The organism is Edwardsiella hoshinae NBRC 105699 = ATCC 33379 (genome assembly GCF_000474215.1).
GTDB classification, from domain to species: domain Bacteria; phylum Pseudomonadota; class Gammaproteobacteria; order Enterobacterales; family Enterobacteriaceae; genus Edwardsiella; species Edwardsiella hoshinae.
Window position 1 is genome coordinate 51,094 of record NZ_BAUC01000011.1, and the last position, 17,899, is coordinate 68,992.

Annotated in this window: 14 protein-coding genes and 5 tRNA genes; 8 read left to right on the forward strand and 11 right to left on the reverse strand. The window is 57.0% G+C overall.

From position 1 onward, the window contains the following. Window positions 1–50: 50 nt before the first annotated feature. Entirely contained in the window at window positions 51–713 is a 663-nt protein-coding gene (gene folE, locus EHO01S_RS04855; RefSeq protein ID WP_024522902.1) for a GTP cyclohydrolase I FolE, read from the reverse strand. 380 nt (window positions 714–1,093) lie between these two features. Here folE and moeA point away from each other — a divergent pair, with 380 nt between their 5' ends. From moeA to EHO01S_RS19265, 3 genes are all read left to right on the forward strand, one after another. Further along, window positions 1,094–2,332, forward strand: coding sequence for a molybdopterin molybdotransferase MoeA (moeA, locus tag EHO01S_RS04860; protein WP_024522903.1), 1,239 nt, complete (start codon window positions 1,094–1,096; stop codon window positions 2,330–2,332). Window position 2,333: 1 nt separating this feature from the next. Beyond that, entirely contained in the window at window positions 2,334–3,101 is a 768-nt protein-coding gene (gene moeB / locus EHO01S_RS04865; protein WP_024522904.1) for a molybdopterin-synthase adenylyltransferase MoeB, read from the forward strand. 97 nt (window positions 3,102–3,198) lie between these two features. Next, on the forward strand, window positions 3,199–3,984 hold the full coding sequence (locus EHO01S_RS19265; RefSeq protein WP_232238211.1) for a hypothetical protein: 786 nt from the start codon (window positions 3,199–3,201) through the stop codon (window positions 3,982–3,984). 242 nt (window positions 3,985–4,226) lie between these two features. Here the strand turns inward: EHO01S_RS19265 and mdoH are convergent, their stop codons facing one another. The 3 genes from mdoH to EHO01S_RS04890 all read right to left on the reverse strand — a co-directional run bounded on the left by mdoH (window position 4,227) and on the right by EHO01S_RS04890 (window position 9,134). Beyond that, on the reverse strand, window positions 4,227–6,782 hold the full coding sequence (gene mdoH, locus EHO01S_RS04880) for a glucans biosynthesis glucosyltransferase MdoH (RefSeq protein ID WP_024522906.1): 2,556 nt from the start codon (window positions 6,780–6,782) through the stop codon (window positions 4,227–4,229). Further along, a complete protein-coding gene (locus EHO01S_RS04885) occupies window positions 6,775–8,271 on the reverse strand; it encodes a glucan biosynthesis protein G (protein ID WP_035370228.1) in 1,497 nt (498 codons plus the stop codon). The genes mdoH and EHO01S_RS04885 overlap by 8 nt, the downstream gene beginning before the upstream one ends. Before the next feature lie 521 nt (window positions 8,272–8,792). Beyond that, on the reverse strand, window positions 8,793–9,134 hold the full coding sequence (locus tag EHO01S_RS04890; protein WP_035370229.1) for a DsrE family protein: 342 nt from the start codon (window positions 9,132–9,134) through the stop codon (window positions 8,793–8,795). A 276-nt stretch (window positions 9,135–9,410) separates the two neighbouring features. Here EHO01S_RS04890 and EHO01S_RS04895 point away from each other — a divergent pair, with 276 nt between their 5' ends. After that, window positions 9,411–9,776 carry a MysB family protein gene (locus EHO01S_RS04895; RefSeq protein ID WP_024522909.1) on the forward strand — a complete coding sequence of 122 codons (366 nt, stop codon included), beginning with the start codon at window positions 9,411–9,413 and terminating at the stop codon, window positions 9,774–9,776. A 35-nt stretch (window positions 9,777–9,811) separates the two neighbouring features. On the opposite strand, the gene glk is transcribed toward EHO01S_RS04895, so the two are convergent. Beyond that, the gene (gene glk / locus EHO01S_RS04900) at window positions 9,812–10,789 is read right to left on the reverse strand and encodes a glucokinase (protein ID WP_024522910.1); all 978 of its coding nucleotides are present in this window, start codon (window positions 10,787–10,789) and stop codon (window positions 9,812–9,814) included. A 381-nt stretch (window positions 10,790–11,170) separates the two neighbouring features. On the opposite strand from glk, the gene EHO01S_RS04905 reads away from it, so the two are divergent. After that, window positions 11,171–11,500, forward strand: a complete 330-nt coding sequence (locus EHO01S_RS04905) for a hypothetical protein (protein WP_024522911.1) — start codon at window positions 11,171–11,173, stop codon at window positions 11,498–11,500. On the opposite strand, the gene EHO01S_RS04910 is transcribed toward EHO01S_RS04905, so the two are convergent. Beyond that, entirely contained in the window at window positions 11,497–12,735 is a 1,239-nt protein-coding gene (locus EHO01S_RS04910) for an Nramp family divalent metal transporter (protein ID WP_024522912.1), read from the reverse strand. The genes EHO01S_RS04905 and EHO01S_RS04910 overlap by 4 nt on opposite strands. 403 nt (window positions 12,736–13,138) lie before the next feature. Here EHO01S_RS04910 and EHO01S_RS04915 point away from each other — a divergent pair, with 403 nt between their 5' ends. Then, entirely contained in the window at window positions 13,139–14,323 is a 1,185-nt protein-coding gene (locus EHO01S_RS04915; protein WP_024522913.1) for a NupC/NupG family nucleoside CNT transporter, read from the forward strand. A 363-nt stretch (window positions 14,324–14,686) separates the two neighbouring features. Here EHO01S_RS04915 and EHO01S_RS04920 read toward each other — a convergent pair. The 4 genes from EHO01S_RS04920 to EHO01S_RS04935 all read right to left on the reverse strand — a co-directional run bounded on the left by EHO01S_RS04920 (window position 14,687) and on the right by EHO01S_RS04935 (window position 15,139). Continuing rightward, window positions 14,687–14,762, reverse strand: a tRNA-Ala gene (locus EHO01S_RS04920). A gap of 47 nt (window positions 14,763–14,809) precedes the next feature. Further along, window positions 14,810–14,885, reverse strand: a tRNA-Ala gene (locus EHO01S_RS04925). A gap of 47 nt (window positions 14,886–14,932) precedes the next feature. Next, a tRNA-Ala gene (locus EHO01S_RS04930) sits at window positions 14,933–15,008 on the reverse strand. A 55-nt stretch (window positions 15,009–15,063) separates the two neighbouring features. Then, window positions 15,064–15,139 (reverse strand) — tRNA-Ala (locus EHO01S_RS04935). Between the two features lie 250 nt (window positions 15,140–15,389). On the opposite strand from EHO01S_RS04935, the gene EHO01S_RS04940 reads away from it, so the two are divergent. Further along, window positions 15,390–15,734, forward strand: coding sequence for a DNA-binding protein (locus tag EHO01S_RS04940; RefSeq protein WP_024522914.1), 345 nt, complete (start codon window positions 15,390–15,392; stop codon window positions 15,732–15,734). 94 nt (window positions 15,735–15,828) lie between these two features. On the opposite strand, the gene gltX is transcribed toward EHO01S_RS04940, so the two are convergent. Beyond that, window positions 15,829–17,244, reverse strand: a complete 1,416-nt coding sequence (gene gltX, locus EHO01S_RS04945) for a glutamate--tRNA ligase (protein WP_024522915.1) — start codon at window positions 17,242–17,244, stop codon at window positions 15,829–15,831. A gap of 536 nt (window positions 17,245–17,780) precedes the next feature. On the opposite strand from gltX, the gene EHO01S_RS04950 reads away from it, so the two are divergent. Further along, window positions 17,781–17,856: transfer RNA gene (locus tag EHO01S_RS04950), tRNA-Val, on the forward strand. Window positions 17,857–17,899 lie beyond the last annotated feature (43 nt).

Consider the following 17,899-nt stretch of genomic DNA (forward strand, 5'->3'; position numbering starts at 1 on the left):
AACGCCGGCGAATGGCCGGCGTTTGCGGTGTGTACAGCGTATAGCCGCATTTAGGCGTGATGGCGTACCGCCCGCAAAAACTCTTGGCGGGTATTCTGACTGGTTTTAAACAGGCCGCCAAGCGAGGTGGTGGTGGTGGCACTGGTCGCGTCACGCACACCGCGCGCCTTGACGCAATAATGCACGGCGTCGATGGAAACAGCGACGTTTTTGGTACCCAGCAAGGTCTGCAACGCCACCAGGATCTGTTGGGTCAGCCGCTCCTGCACCTGTGGACGTTGCGCGAAGAAACGCACAATGCGGTTGATCTTCGACAGACCTATCACGCCATCCTTCGGGATATAGGCGACTGTGGCCTTGCCATCGATGGTGACGAAATGGTGCTCGCAGGTGCTGGTCAGTGTAATATCACGCACCGTCACCATCTCATCTACATGCATCTTGTTCTCGATGATGGTGATTTTGGGAAAGTTGGCATAGTCCAACCCGGAAAAAATTTCATCCACATACATCTTGGCGATGCGCTGCGGCGTCTCCGCCAGACTGTCATCCGATAGATCCAGATTCAACAGCTTCATCACCTCGGTCATGTGAGCCTCGATCTGTGTCTTGCGCGTATCGCGAGCCAACAGCTCACCGCGCAGCGGCGTCTCCAAGCCACGCGCCACTAACGCCTCATGTACCAATGCAGCTTCTTTACTCAGCGATGACATTCCTTCTCTCCCCTGTACCCCTTATATCCGCCGTGGATATGATACAGATCACGGCAGTGATTTGTCTCTCACTGTAGTGGAGTGCGGGCGCTTAATCCAGTACTGCGCCGCACAGGTTAGTGCGCAAGGGTGCGTCAGTAATTCCCTACTTTTTTCATGCCTATCCACCAGACCGCACCGTACGGGCTTTACCGATGACGCCCCACGCCTGATGGTTGATGCGGCCTATCGCAGAAATCAGCCTGTACATTGCCACGCCTGTGCCTCACGGCGCCAAACGCGCGCCGTCGCATTCTCCCCCTGGCGATAATCTGCCATAATGGCCGGCACCGCTTCTTTCATCACTCGCGTGCGCGCGGGTGGTCACTTCGGAGATTACGATGGATTGTTCAACCCCCCCGGATCTGCTTTCCCTGCAACAGGCGCTGGAGCGACTGCTAAGCGCCGCCCAACCGATCAGCGAAAGTGAAGAGGTCGCCTTAAGCGACGCCGTCGGGCGTATCAGCGCACAGCCGATCGTCTCACCGCTCAACGTGCCGCCTTTCGCCAATTCGGCGATGGATGGTTATGCCGTACGCCTGGCCGAAGTGCGCAGCACCCAGCCGCTGCCTATCGCCGGTAAGGCCTTCGCCGGCCAGCCGTTCCAGGGGACATGGCCGGCGCAGAGCGTCATTCGCATCATGACCGGTGCCGCCGTGCCGGCAGGTTGCGATGCAGTGATCATGCAAGAACAGGCGCAGGTGGACGCACAGGGCGTTCGTTTCACCCATCCCGTGCAGGCAGGGCAAAATATTCGTTTGCCGGGCGAGGATATCCGTCAGGGTAGCGTGGTGTTGGATCGCGGTGTGCGTCTGGGTGGTGCTGAGCTGCCGCTATTGGCCTCACTCGGGATCGCCCGCGTCCCGGTGATGCGCCGGCTACGCGTCGCCCTGTTTTCTACTGGTGATGAGCTCCAGCCGATCGGCACCCCGTTGAGCGCCGGTCAAATCTACGATACTAACCGCTTTGCCGTCAGCCTCATGCTGGCGCAAATGGGGTGCGAAATCATCGATCTGGGGATCGTACGAGACGATCCTCAGGCCTTGCGCGCCGCCTTCCAGCAAGCCGACCAACAGGCCGATCTGGTGATCAGCAGCGGCGGCGTCTCTGTCGGTGAGGCAGACTTTACCAAGCAGATCCTCGACGAGGTCGGTAGCATCAACTTCTGGCGGCTGGCGATGAAACCGGGCAAACCCTTCGCTTTCGGTCGCCTGCGTCAGGCCTGGTTCTGCGGGCTGCCGGGTAATCCCGTCTCTGCCTGTGTCACCTTCTATCAATTGGTGCAACCACTGCTGGCGCGCCTTGCCGGCCATACCCATTGGCAAGCGCCTACGCGTCTGAGGGCGCGCACCCTGAACGATCTAAAGAAAGCGCCAGGGCGACTCGACTTTCAGCGCGGCATCGTCAGCAGTAATGCTCAAGGCGAGTTAACGGTACGTAGCACGGGTCATCAAGGTTCGCATGTTTTCAGCTCCTTCGCCGCCGCTAACGCCTTTATCGTACTGGAGCGCGAACGGGGAGCTGTCGCCGCCGGCGAGTGGGTCGAGGTTGAACTGTTCAATCCGCTGTTGAGGAGCTGAAATGAAAGCCACCTCTCCCTTGCCGCCGCTGAGCGATGCGGAAACGCTGCGCTATAACCGTCAGATCGTCCTGCGTGGCTTCGACTTCGATGGTCAAGAACGCCTCAAGGCCAGCCGCGTCTTGATCGTCGGTCTGGGCGGTCTGGGTTGCGCCGCCAGCCAATACCTGGCGGCGGCCGGGGTCGGACATTTGACCTTGCTCGACTTCGACACGGTAACGCTGTCAAACCTGCAACGGCAAATCCTACATAGCGATGCCCGTATCGGCATGGCTAAGGTGGAGTCTGCCCGCCTACGGTTAGCCGAGATCAACCCCCATCTACAACTGAGTGCACTAGCCGCCAATCTCGATGATACGGCGCTGGCGGCGCAGATAGCTCTGGCGGATGCGGTGCTAGACTGTACCGATAACGTCGAGACGCGCGAGCGTCTTAACCGCTTATGCCATGCCACCGCGACGCCGCTGATCTCGGGTGCCGCAATTCGCATGGAGGGGCAGCTATGCGTCTTCACCTATCAACCGGGAGAGCCCTGCTACCGCTGCCTCAGTCGCCTATTCGCGGCCAACGCTCTCACCTGCGTCGAGGCGGGCGTCATGTCTCCCCTGGTAGGGATCATCGGGGCGACCCAGGCGATGGAGTGCATCAAGCTGTTGAGTCATTTCGGCGAATTACCGCGCGGACGGCTGATGCTGTACGACGCCATGACCTCGCAATGGCGTAGCATGGCGCTGACCGCCAGCCCCGCCTGTGAGATCTGCGCCGCGTGATCATGCCGGCCATCTCCGCGCTCGATTCGCGCTGATGGCCGGCTGATGGTAGGCCTTTCTCCTTGTTCGCGGAACAGTGAACCGCTTCGGAGCCGTCATGTCCCGTCTTCTCCACGGTTGTTGTCTGCTACTGTTGGTACCGTTTGCTCAGGCCGCAGCGCCGCGCATGGAGGTAACCCTGGCACAATCGAACAGCATTATCCTGCTCGAAGGCGATCTGTTGGGGCCGGTAAGTGAGGTACGCCAGCGCGTGATCCAGGCGGAGCAGCCATTGATTCGCGATCTGCATATCAGCTTCGATGCCCAGGGGCAGATCGTCCGTGCCGAACAACAGGTTGGCCCCAACCCACTCTGGCAGAGTCTGTTGCAACGCGATGACTGGGGCGGGTGGATCAGCCGTAGCCTGGTCGCCCTGCAACTGGGTGAGACGCTGTCGCTCGAACAGCAAGTCTGTGTCTACAAGAGCGACGCGCGCGGGCGCATCACCCGAGCCACGCGGGTCGAAACCGGCGTCGGGTTCATCGGCATCACCCGCTACTACTATGTCTATACGCCAGACGGGCGCGTACGCTTCTATCTGGCGCTGGGTAAATCGCCAGGCTACGGCCTCTACGTCTATCGTTCTGATGGCCGACTGCGCCAGGTGATCCGCCACGATAGCCTCACCCTCGCCACATTTACCCGCGCCGGACATGATCTGAGCAGCCGCACCGAGACGGCACAGGTCACCGACCAGATGACCTGCCTAAGCTGGGATCCGCGCGGCAACTGTAGCCAGATGGAGAAACAAGAGCAGATCCACGCCAGCGCGACGAACGGACAGCCGCAGACCGTGACCACCCGTTACCTGTTGCATCAAACGATCCGTTACCGAACGCCTTAGTTCTCGCTCCCGGCGCGCCTCTCGCTCCCCGCGCGACGACAACGACGACAGCGACGACAGCGACGACAGCGACGATAATGGCCCGTGGAAAGGACGTCCGGCACACCAGGACTGCACACGACAGCGCCGTCTAATGAGCCTGAATACCAAAGGCGGCAAGAAAGCACTCGACAGCGCGATGACCATCGACCAGAAAAAAGCCCCGCACGGGGCGGGGCCTTGACTTATCGTTACACCAGCGCTCAGCGCGGCGCACGATAGGGTGCCGGCAACACCTGATAGGCGCTATGCCACTGCGCATAGCGCTGCGTGTCCGACCATAACGTCTGATGCAAACGCGCCATCACTACCGGATCGCTCAATAACGCCAGACGGGCAGCCTTACTCAAGGTCCGCGGCGATTCGGCCAACGTCTCCGCGACGCGCCGCTCACGCTCACGTTCGATCAGCGGATGGTTGCGATGGCGTGCCGTCGCCATGCCACAGGCCAGCGCGTTGTATAGCGGGTCGAGCAAGGCATGCATGAAGCCCTCCGCCAACAGACGTTGATGGTTCAACGCCACATAACGCTCGGTGGCGGCCATCTCGACCGGTGGCTGGTACTCCTCCGGGATCAGGAACAGCTTGGCGCGCTTACACAGCAGCCCCAGCGTACGCCGACTGGTGATCACCGAGACGAACGGTGAAAGGATCAATGACACTACGATCGGCGACAACCACCACAGGAAGCGCAGATCCAATACCGCCATCCCACCAGCCCAGACCAACCCCAACAGCATCTGTGAGCCATGACGGCGGAACGCCTCGCCCCACGGCGTAGCGTCATCGTCACGCTGCGGCGATTGCCAAGTGATCGACCAACCGAGGAAGGCGCTAACGACGAACACCGTATGGAAGATCATCCGTACCGGTGCCAGCAGCACCGAGAACAGCATCTCCAGCAGCATCGAGATCAACAGGCGTAACGGGCCACCAAACTGGCGCGCCCCCTTGGCCCAGATCAACACCACGCTCAACAACTTCGGCAAGAACAGCAATACCAAGGTGGTCGAGAACAGGGCGATGGCCAACTCCGGCCGCCATTGCGGCCAGACTGGAAACAACTGACGTGGCTGCAAGAAGTATTGCGGCTCCATCAGCGTATGTACCACCTGTAAGGCGGTCGAGAGCATCAAGAACAGGAACCAGAGCGGCGCCGACAGGTAGGACATCACCCCGGTGAGGAACACGGCGCGATGAACCGGATGCATCCCCTTAACAAAGAACAGGCGGAAGTTCATCAGGTTGCCTTGGCACCATCGGCGATCGCGTTTCAGCTCATCCAACAGGTTAGGCGGCAACTCCTCATAGGAGCCTGGCAGATCGTAGGCGATCCACACCCCCCAACCGGCGCGACGCATCAAGGCGGCCTCGACGAAGTCATGGGAAAGGATCGAGCCGGCGAAGGTGCCGCTGCCCGGCAACGGCGCCAAGGCGCAGTGATCGATAAACGGCTTCACGCGAATGATCGCGTTATGTCCCCAGTAGTGCGATTCGCCGAGCTGCCAGAAGTGTAGGCCGGCGGTAAACAGCGGGCCATACACGCGGGTGGCGAACTGCTGAATGCGCGCATACAGCGTATCCATCCCCGTCGCCTTCGGCGCGGTCTGGATGATACCGGCGGTAGGGTTCGCCTCCATCAGGCGCACCAGACCGGTCAGGCACTCGCCGCTCATCACGCTGTCGGCATCCAGGATCACCATGTAGCTGTAGTTTCCACCCCAGCGACGACAGAAGTCATCGATATTGCCAGATTTACGCTTCACGCGACGACGGCGGCGGCGGTAGAAGATGTGTCCGGCGCCGTCAACCTCTTGACACAGCTCCATCCACGCCTTCTGCTCGGCGACACAAATGTCGGGATCGCTGCTATCACTGAGGATAAATACGTCGAAGTGCGCCAATTGCCCGGTCGCCGCCACCGATTCGTAGGTGGCGCGCAGACCGGCGAAGACACGCGACACGTCCTCATTACAAATAGGCATAATCAACGCAGTGCGGTGCGCCGGATCGATCGGTTCATCGCCAACGGTACTGGCGGAGATACTATAACGATCGCGCCCGATCAGCAGTTGCAGGAAGCCCATCAGTGCGGTCCAGAAACCGGCCGACACCCAACAGAACAAGATGGCGAACAGGATCAGAATCCCGAACTGCAACACATAGGGCAGCAGCTCCAGGGTGTATTGCATCAACGGCTTACCGTGGAAAATCGACATCGGATCGATGAAGGCCCAGCCCTGATAGGGCAGAATGGTCTTCATGTACCAGGTCGCCACCGTCGTCTGTCCCAGGGTCAGCAGCAGCAACGCCCAGCGGCGTAGCGACCCGACCCGACGCCAGCGCTTATCCGCTTCGGCCTCCTGGTGACTCTGGAAACTGTGTTTCGGCGCCGGGGTGCGCCCTAACAGACGTTCCCACAACCGTACAAACGGGTTAGTGCGCCAGACCTCCGGGAACATAGAGGTACGGCGAATGGTCGGCATGGCCTTGATAGCGGTATGGCCGGCCTGATCGGGTACCAGTTCGGCACGCTTTCCCTGGCCGCCATGCCAGCCGAGATCCAGACGCGCCGCCACGGAGCGCAGCGCGGCATCCTTGTCACCGCTGGCCGTCGCATCCACGCCGGCCAATGCCAACTGTACCTCTTCCACCGACTGCGGTTGATGAGAAAGAGACTGGCGAAGCGCAGCCTGTTGCTGCGCGTCCGGCACCAACGCCTGGAGATAGGCGTTGGCATTTTCCTGAGATTTATTCATTGGCAGGTAACTGATAACTCCAGGTTTCACTCAGCGGCTTACCGTCTTTAATCAGGTAGGCGCGCATCTCCACCGGCTTCTTCGCATCGTTGACCTTGAAGCGTAACGTCAAACGCCACCCTTTGGTCACCGGATTATAGCGCAGGTTGTTTTCCAGCAGTTTGGTGTTGTCATCGGTCGTCACCTGGGTGGTGACCGGCGCATCCGCCGGCAGTGCCTTGAGCACTGGCCCGACAAAGTCCACCAGTAGCGCGGTGCTACCATCGGCCTCACGGATCAGGTTGGACTGCTTCACGTCACCGGCAGAACGCATGGTGCTTTTCACCCAAGCCAGCTCGGGATCGTGCAGTTTGGCTTCATCGCGCGTGAAGATCAGACGATAAGCGACATCCAGCGGCTTGCCGATAGGCGGCAGGCTATCTGGGATCCAGAAAGCCACGATATTATCATTGGTTTCATCGGCGGTCGGGATCTCCACCAGCTCGACTTTACCTTTACCCCACTCGCCGCGCGGCTCGATCCACGCGCCGGGACGCAGATCGTAGCGGTCATCCAGATCCTGATAGGCGCTGAAATCGCGGGTACGCTGCAATAGGCCGAAACCTTTCAGATCATCGACGCTAAAGGTGCTAACAGAGAGGTGCTTCGGATTATTCAGCGGACGCCAGATCCACTCGCCATTGCCGGACTGAATCGATAGCCCCTCAGAGTCGTGCAGTTGCGGACGGTAGTTGATCGTCGGTGACGGCTGGTTCGCGCCAAACAGATACATGCTGGTCAAGGGCGCGATACCCAATACGCCAACCTTGTCACGCAAGTAGATGCGTGCCTGGACATCCACCATGGTGTCGGTGCCTGGACGCAGAATAAAACGGTAGGCGCCAGTGGCGCGCGGTGAATCGAGTAACGCGAAGATCACCAGATGCTTATCCTGCGGCTTAGGACGCTCGATCCAAAACTCGCGGAAACGCGGGAACTCCTCGCCGGAAGGCAACGCGGTATCAATGGCCAGACCACGAGCCGACAGGCCATAGACCTGACCTTTGCCGATCACGCGGAAGTAACTGGCGCCGAGCATACTCATGATCTCGTCATCTTTCCCCGCCTTATTGATCGGGTAAAGCACCTTAAACCCGGCGAATCCCAGATCCTTCACCGCATCCTTATCATGCTTGACGGTACCGAAATTGAAGTAATCGGGGTTGTACTTGATTTGCTTCACCGTCGTGGCCGTGACTTCGTTGATCTTTACCGGTGTATCGAAGTACATGCCCTGATGGTAAAAGGCTAGGCGGAACGGCGTTTTCTGCCCAGACCAATACAGCTTGTCATTGTTGAACTGAATCTGCTGATAGTCAGCAAACTTCATGTTACGAAACTCGGACGGCAAATTGCTTTTGGGTGCCTTATAGGATTGCTCAGCCAGTTTCTGTGCCTGGGCGGCAACATCATCCAATGAAAATGCCCACGCCTGCGCGCTGGCAAACATCATTAACACTGATACAGCCAGCCCGGAAACAGCACGCGCTGTCGGCCGGGTGGAGATTAAACGTGTAAGCACATACCCCCCTGATGGTGCTCAACCAAACCTAACGACATGGTAATTAAGTTACTTGCTGCGGCTATAGTAATGGATTAGTTACCCCGCCGACAACCGGCGGATAATAGCCAGACGATCATCGCAATGATGTCCCTCGCCACAGATAAAGAAACGTCATAAATTCCACATAAAAAACAATAAATTAAAATAGTCTACTGCCTAGTTACTCTTCCCGGATTTTAACCATTTAGCCACTAAACTATTCGTCTGACAGATTTAAAAATGTTCATCGAAATAACAAGCAGCATAATAAATTTCCAGAAACTGTTTTTTTATCCATACCCTATTTCACAGAAACGTCGTTAATTTGCGACAGCAGATAAAATAAGCCTGTCGTTAATCTGCGACACTGTGAAAGCTATTCTCATCTCCCCCAGGCGGAAAAGTCATCACGCCTGGGGGAGGCATCATTAGGGTTTAATATACAGATACCCCTGCTGCTGATGCTCGACCAGCGATAGCATTCCGGCCGGGACCGTATGTACCCCCATCAACAATTGATCGGCACTGATCCCATTGGCACGCATGCTATTTTCACAACCGAATAACTCAATGCCCTGCATCTGCAAGGTTTCCCAACGGGGCGACTCTTCGCTATCAGCCAGCAGCGTACTGATGGCAGAGCCGTTAAACAGGATATGGATTTCGGTCGGTTGTCCATCACGGATGGCCATCAGGTTACGGGCATTGTTATATGCATGCGGGCAATTGGCAGCCTCAGAGACGTGAAAAATCACCTTCATGGTTTGCATTAGCGTTAACCTTATCTTAAGCCGCGCCACGGCGTTCGATAGCGCCGGCGGCGTTATTCACTAAAAAATGCGGTGCGCACGGCCTAGCGCCGTACCGCTCCCGTTTGAACATAGCAGCCAATGCTAGGTATGTCATTGTTCCGCCATAGGTTGATTACAGGCCATCGAGTAAATTTTTTTCCACGCCCCTTGCGGCTCGCCGGATTGCGTCAACAATAAAACCCATGGGACGGCTCGCGCCGATCCCGATTTATCCCCACGCTAAAGGAGGCAACCATGGATATGTATCTGACACTGGATGAAGCCATCGAGGCGGCGCGCGAGGCGTTCCTGGCCGGAAATGACGAGGAGGCGCCGGTGGCGCAACTCAATCTCCAGAAATATATCATGCAGGATGGCGACGCCATGTGGATGGCCGAGTTTCTGGCCGACGAACAGGATGACGGCGACGGCGTCGCCCTCTTCTTCGGCCCGGCGGCACAAGCGATCTTCGACCACGACTACGATGACAGCGAGATCGAGGAGGAGTGGCTCGAGGAAAACACACTTTATCAATGGGACGAGGACGACTTCCAGTATCAACCTCCGCTCGACAGCGAAGAGGGCGAAAGCGCCGCCAGTGAGTGGGATGAGCAAAACTGAACCGCCCCGCCGCAAGAATGACGGGGCCGCTCACGTCATCCTTGCGGCGACAAGCGTTGCCCTAACAGTTGACGCAAATAGGCACCGGCGCCGAGTAGCCCTGGATGGTCGTGAGTGATCAGGTAGACCGGAATGGTAGAAAGATAGCCCTGAAAGCGCCCCTTCTCCTCGAAGGCCTGGCGGAAGGGCGAAGTACGGAAAAACGCCAGGAAACGCGGCACGATCCCCCCCGCAATATAGACGCCACCGAAAGTGGCCATATTCAGCGCCAGGTTACCGCCGAAACGCCCCATCATCACGCAAAACAGCGTCAAGGCATGCTGGCAATCCGAACACTGCTCGGCCAGAGCGCGCTCGCTAATCATCTGTGGTGTCAACGCTTGTGGTTCGCGTCCGCCCGCTTTGACCACCGCGCGATACAGGTTAACCAGACCGGGGCCGGAAAGCACCCGCTCCGCTGACACATGCCCCAACTCGGCGCGCAGCACCGCCAACACCTTATCTTCCTCCTCGCTGCCCGCGGCGAGATCCACATGTCCTCCCTCCCCCGGCAAACTGATCCAACGCTCATCAGCCTGGATCAGGTGTGCAACGCCCAGCCCAGTCCCGGCACCATAAATGGCGATAGGACGCCCAGCCTGTGGCGCCTGGCCGCCAAGCTGGATCAGGCTCGCCGCCGGAAGAACCGGGACGGCCATCGACACGGCAGTGAAATCATTGATCACCTCGAGTCGCGCCAGGCCAAGCGCCTGACGCAGCGCACGAATAGAGAATGCCCAACTGTGATTGGTCATCGCCACCCAGTCATCGGTGACCGGACAAGCGATAGCAATACAGGCAGAATCGACCTGCTCCTCAACCTTCTGAAGATAGGTTCGAATGACCGCCTCCAGACTCGCGAACTGTTGGCAGGCATAGCTTTGTACCGCCGAAAGACGGCCGCTCTCTAAACAGCACAGCGCCAGGCGAGCGTTGGTGCCCCCCACGTCGCCAACTAACGCAAAACGATTCATCGTCCCCTCACTCTCCTTCTCTGTATGCTGGATACATAGCGTGGCGCCGCGACGGTCTATCCCCCACAGCAATTGGGGATCAGTATGCCATGACTCGACGCACGGCAACTCCTCCCCATCTCTCCTCCCCCACACATGGTTTGACACGCCGTCACGGTAATCAGGCAACCGCGCCCCCCCCACCACGCGACGCACCTTTTTAGTTCCGCGCCGTTACAGATAACTCTCAAAAAGCCGCACCGGGTCGTGGCGTTGCTCCCGTCGGACGGGAGACAGGTTACACTACGTCCTATCCCTTATCGTCTTTCATCTACGCGGTCTCGCTCGCCAACCGCTTCACCCGGAGCGTTGCGCTACCGTCGCGTCAGGAGTCAAAGGAAAATGGCAAAACATGGCCACTCCCTCGTGCTGACGGCATTACTGCTCCTCAGCCAACCGTTGCACGCCGATGATACGGATGTACATCTGCTGCCCGGCGTCAAACTCGCTATCGACAACCCACTGGAAGATATTCTCGAACCGCTCGATGACTGGCCGGAAGAGGCATTAGAGCCCTTGGATGATTGGTCGGAGAAGGCATTAGAGCCGCTTGATGATTGGCCGGAGAAAGCGCTAAGCCCGAGAAAATGGCGCCGAGGGGATGGGGACGACGATCATCGCCGCCCCGCCTGGCGTCGCCATCACGCTGATGACGACGATGATGACGATTAACCGCGCAACATGCTGACCAGCAAGTAAAGGTTCAGCGCGACCACCAAGAAGACAATTACCCGTCCTACCGCCTGTACCAAGCGTCCGTTAACCATGTCGCCCATCAGCGCACGGTTGCCGGTAAAGGCGAGTAGCGGCAACAGCGCCAGGGCGATACCAAAGCTCAGCAGCACCTGGCTCAACACCAGGATACGCGTAGCGTCCAGTCCGGCCAGGATGACGATAAAAGAGGGCAACATGGTCACCGCCCGACGCAACCACAGCGGAATGTGGAAGTGAACGAAACCCTGCATCACAACCTGCCCGGCCAGCGTGCCGACGACCGTTGAGGAGAGACCGGCAGCGACCAGGCTCAAGCCGAAGATGGTCGCCGCTGCCTCGCCAAGCAGCGGTTTCAGCGTTAGGTAAGCCTGATCCAACTCACTGATGCCGCTATGGCCGTTGAAGTGGAAGGCCGCCGCCGCCGTGGCCATCATCGCCAGGTTAACAAAACCGGCGATGGTCATGGCGATCGCCACGTCGAGTTTGGTTGAGGCGTAACGCTCCGCTCGCGTCTCTTCGCCGCCTTTCTGGGTCAACGACGAGTGTAGATAGATCACGTGCGGCATAATGGTCGCCCCCAATACCCCGGCGGCCAGCACCACGGCATCCTGGGTCGGTAGATCCGGTAACAGCATCCCTTGGGCCAGGCCGGCGACGCTCGGGCGGGAGAAGATCAGTTCAACAATATAGGCAGCAGCGACAAACAACAGTAACGCGCCGATGACCCACTCCAGCGGCTTCTGACCACGCCGTTGTAACCCTAAGATCAAGAAGGTGGCGATGCCGGTAAGCACCGCTCCCTGCAACAGGGTGACGCCGAACAGTAATTTAAAACCGATCGCTGCCCCGATAAATTCAGCCAGATCGGTCGCCATGGCGATGATCTCAGCCTGAACCCAATACGCCCAGACCACCGGCCGCGGAAAGCGATCGCGAATATGCTCAGCCAGGTTTTTCCCCGTCGCGATACCCAACTTCGCCGACAACAATTGGATCAACATCGCCATCAGGTTGGCCCACACCACCACCCATAACAGGGTATAGCCGTAGGAGGCGCCAGCCTGGATATTGGTGGCGAAGTTACCCGGATCGATATAACCGATAGCGGCAATAAAGGCAGGCCCCATCAGCGAGATCTTAATCTTGCGCGCGGGGGAACGGGTGACACAGTCTACAGTCCGAGAGTTCAACATAGGATGCCCTTACTACCATTGCTTCTACTGTCTCTCAGTATAGTTTAGTGATAATGATTATCAACATCGTTTTGACGCTAGTTCCTATCCCTATAATAGGTAGGGGCAATGATAAGACTGAAAATAATTTCACAATTTTGGCAATGGTGATCCGCTGCTGCTATACTGGCTCAAGCACGCTAGATTCTCTCTTCATCATTTTAGGTTCGAGCCTTTCAGCACCAGGCGTGATGATTTCGTCTCATATCTCCCCGTTTACCGCTTCTTTTTGTTACTTTTCTAACTTTTTCTATCTACCACGTTAAAACAATTTCAATAAATGCAATCAATGTCTCGTTTTTAGTTTTCGTGTTACATAAAATTAGCCGAGAAATTTAGCCTGCCTCATAATTTGGAGCAATGTATGTCCCCCATTCTGCACTTCTTGCTGGCCTTAGCCGTGGTGGCAATCCTCGCCCTGCTGGTCAGCCATGACCGCAAGCGGATCCGCGTGCGCTTTATTATTCAGCTACTGGTAGTTGAAATCCTGCTGGCTTACTTCTTCTTGAACTCGGATATCGGTCTGGGCTTTGTGAAAGGATTCTCTGGATTCTTCGAAACACTGCTCAAGTTCGCCGCAGAGGGGACCAACTTTGTCTTCGGTAACATGAGCGACAAAGGATTGGCCTTCTTCTTCCTTAACGTGTTGTGCCCGATCGTCTTTATCTCTGCGCTGATCGGTATTCTGCAACATATCCGTATCCTGCCCATCGTGATCCGTGCCATCGGTACCGTGTTGTCCAAAATCAACGGTATGGGCAAACTGGAATCCTTTAACGCCGTCAGTTCGCTGATCCTCGGTCAATCCGAAAACTTCATTGCCTATAAAGATGTTCTGGGCAAGATGTCAGAAAAGCGGATGTACACCATGGCGGCGACGGCCATGTCGACCGTATCCATGTCTATCGTCGGCGCCTACATGACCATGCTGGCACCGAAATATGTGGTAGCCGCACTGGTACTGAACATGTTCAGCACTTTTATCGTGCTGTCGCTAATCAACCCCTACTCTGTCGAGGGCGAGACCGATCTGCAACTGAAGAACACCCATGAGGGACAGAGCTTCTTCGAAATGCTGGGCGAGTATATCCTGGCCGGTTTCAAGGTTGCGATCATCGTCTCCGCCATGTTGATTGGCTTTATCGCCCTGATCGCCGCCGTGAATGCCTTGTTTGACTCCATCTTCGGTATCAGCTTCCAGGGTATCCTTGGCTACGTCTTCTACCCATTCGCTTGGATCATGGGTATCCCCAGCAATGAAGCGCTGCATGCCGGCAGCATCATGGCCACCAAGTTGGTATCCAACGAATTTGTCGCCATGATCGATTTGCAGAAGATTGCTGGTGAGCTGTCGCCGCGCGGTCTGGGGATTCTGTCCGTGTTCCTGGTCTCCTTCGCCAACTTCTCCTCCATTGGTATCGTCGCCGGTGCCATCAAGGGCTTGAACGAACATCAGGGTAACGTCGTCTCCCGCTTTGGCCTGAAGCTGGTTTACGGCTCGACGCTGGTCAGTATCCTGTCCGCGTCTATCGCCGGTCTGTTCCTGTAATCGGCCTACGGCTCGACGAAAAAAGGCGCCTGCTGGCGCCTTTTTTATTGTCTATAGAAAATCCCCGATGATGTTCATCAGGCGTTTTACAGCCCCAAAACTGGCAAGCGATTCAGAATTCGTCACCGTGCTATCTCAGTGGTGACGCCACTGGGGGTTATCGCCGTTCTCCCTCACCCGCTTTCTCCTCACCTCCCCCTGCCGTGTTCAAGCCACGCTCTGTATATAGCGGCAGAGGCAGAGGCAGAGGCAGAGGCAGAGGCAGAGGCAGAGGCAGAGGATCTTCTTCGCCGTGGCTTCACGGCAAGCGATTTCGTGAAATAGCGACGAAAAAAGGCCGGCATTGCTGCCGGCCTAATAATTTGGTGGAGCTAAGCGGGATCGAACCGCTGACCTCTTGCATGCCATGCAAGCGCTCTCCCAGCTGAGCTATAGCCCCACATAATCGGTGTCCCTGATGCAAGCCATTGACCTGCCGGGTAAGTTTGGTGGAGCTAAGCGGGATCGAACCGCTGACCTCTTGCATGCCATGCAAGCGCTCTCCCAGCTGAGCTATAGCCCCACGTAACCGTGGCCCCTGACGCAGGCCATTGGCCTACCGGGTAAAGTTGGTGGAGCTAAGCGGGATCGAACCGCTGACCTCTTGCATGCCATGCAAGCGCTCTCCCAGCTGAGCTATAGCCCCACATTATGTGGCGTCCGCAAGCCTGTACACCTCCTCACGCACGCTGGAAAGCGCGTGGTGGAGCTAAGCGGGATCGAACCGCTGACCTCTTGCATGCCATGCAAGCGCTCTCCCAGCTGAGCTATAGCCCCGTGTACACCGCTTCATCGCGGGAACGGGGCGCATAATAGGGCAAGGCTACCGGCGCTGTCAACGGCTAATTGTCTTTCCTGTACCAAGCGCGGTAAAAGCCGCCAAGTCAGTCTAATTACTCAACAATTCACCCCCTCGGCACGCAGTTTTTGCCTTTTTCTGCACCGCGTAGCAGTATGGTATTAGATAACTAAGTAAGTTATTTCATTAACGCATATAAATGATCACACTCCGCATAGGGATGGACGCATGAACAAGGAATGGTACTCGGCCAAAGAATTAGTGGGCGTCGGCAGCTTTCCCTCCACACCTCAAGCCATCAATCAACGCGCCAAGGCTGAAGGATGGCGCAAACAACGGCGCAGTGGCGTCCAGGGCAAGGCGCTGGAATATCACATTAGTAGCCTCCCTGCGGAAGTGGTGGAAGAGCTTATCGCGCGTGATGATCAGGCGCAGTACCTACTCAACAGTACCCAGCCAGAACAGCTCTGGTATGCCATCTTGTTGCAGATGAATGACGAGGAGCGCAAGAAAGCCACTTCAGTAATCTTACGTATTGGTATTGATGAGTTCCTGCGCCGCTTAGGCGACTGACACGCGTGCGTCGTGAGCGTCGTCAAGCCACTACACACGCAAAAAAACCGGCCATAGGCCGGTTTCTCTACACACGCAGCATCCTCTGTAAAGCTTATTGCTGCGCCTCACGCGCGGCGATAAAGTCCAAGGCCTGATCGATACGCGCCAGCGTACGCGCCTGGCCGATGGCATGGATAGTCACATCGACACTCGGAGACTGGCCCTGGCCGGTCACTGCCACACGCAGCGGCATCCCCACCTTACCCATACCGACTTCCAGCTCGTCGGCGGTAGCCTGGATAGCATGATGAATAGCCTCGACTTGCCAGTCGCCGATGGCGGCGAGCTTGCTACGAGCCAGCTCCAATGCTGGACGGGCAACCGGACGCAGGTGCTTCTTGGCCGCGTCGGCATCGAACTCACGGAAATCTTCGTAGAAGTAGCGTGCCTGCTGCGCCATCTCTTTCAAGGTTTTACAACGCTCACCCAACAGGGTAACGATCTCGGCCAACTGTGGCCCTTGCGTGGTATCATACCCCGCTTGCGCCACATGCCAGGCCAGGTGCTGAGCGACCTGCTCCGGCGGCAAATGGTTAATATAGTGATGGTTCAACCATTGCAACTTCTCGGTATTGAAGGCACTGGCCGACTTACTGATAGCATCCAGCGTGAAGAACTCCGTCATCTCATCGATGCTGAAGATCTCCTGATCACCATGAGACCACCCCAGACGTACCAGATAGTTAAGCAACGCCTCCGGCAGGTAGCCGTCATCACGATACTGCATGACGCCCACCGCACCGTGACGCTTGGACAATTTTTTACCATCGTCGCCGAGGATCATCGAGACGTGGGCATACTCCGGTACCGGGGCACCGAGCGCTTTCAAAATATTGATCTGACGCGGCGTGTTGTTGATGTGATCTTCGCCGCGGATCACATGAGTGATCCCCATATCCCAGTCATCGATCACCACACAGAAGTTATAGGTCGGTGAACCGTCGGTACGACGAATGATCAGATCGTCCAGTTCCTGATTGCTGAACTCGATCGGCCCACGGATCTTATCGTCAAAAATGACAGATCCTTCCTGTGGGTTCAGGAAGCGCACCACATGCGGCTCATCGGCGGCGTGGTGGCTATGGTCGTGACGGCAACGCCCGTCGTAACGTGGCTTCTCGCCACGGGCCATCTGATCTTCACGCAACTGCTCCAGACGCTCTTTGGAGCAATAGCACTTGTAGGCGGTCCCCTGCTCCAGCATCTGATCGATCACCTGATTGTAGCGATCGAAACGCTTGGTCTGATAATACGGGCCCTCATCCCAATCCAGATTCAGCCAGTTCATCCCATCCATAATGGCATCGATGGCTTCCTGAGTAGAACGCTCCAGATCGGTATCTTCAATGCGCAGAACAAACTCCCCCTGGTTATGGCGGGCATACAACCAAGAGTACAATGCGGTACGCGCACCGCCGACGTGCAGATAGCCGGTCGGGCTGGGCGCAAAACGGGTTTTGATTTTCATGTAAATAAGACCTTGTTACGCAGGTTCCCCTACATCGCTAAGCGGGGGCAAAATATCTGTGGGCGTCATTTTACCATTACCATTTAGGCGATGTCCCACAATTGTTTCTGTCGGGGAGTCAGGTAATGCGCCCTGTTAACCTCGACGAGAGTAGGCAAGGGAAACGGCGGGTGAAGTTATATAATATGACGTCGCATCCACGCATTTTCGCTAAACCTATCAGCCACAGAGAACCGGTTCTTCCCGCTCTCCGTCCGTCGCGATGTCCTGTCACGCGAGCGATGCGGCAACCGGTCGTCCGCGCCCTCGCCCTCGTGGCAAGGTCACGGCGTGCTCCGCTGATACCGTGAGCAGGGCCGCGCCATCAACCAATAAAGGGGGGATACACCACGGGAATAGTGTAGAAAAACGTCTAAATAGATGCTTTTTGTCTATTGTTGCGACAGGCTGGGCGTTTTTCCGACGAACGAGCGCTTTTCTTGAAAAAAGCGTTGACCATTTTCCGCGGCTCCCTATAATGCGGCTCCACACAGCGGGGGTGATTAGCTCAGCTGGGAGAGCACCTCCCTTACAAGGAGGGGGTCGGCGGTTCGATCCCGTCATCACCCACCACACTTTTGAGTGTCCCGCCGTGTAGCGCCATACAGATTGGGTG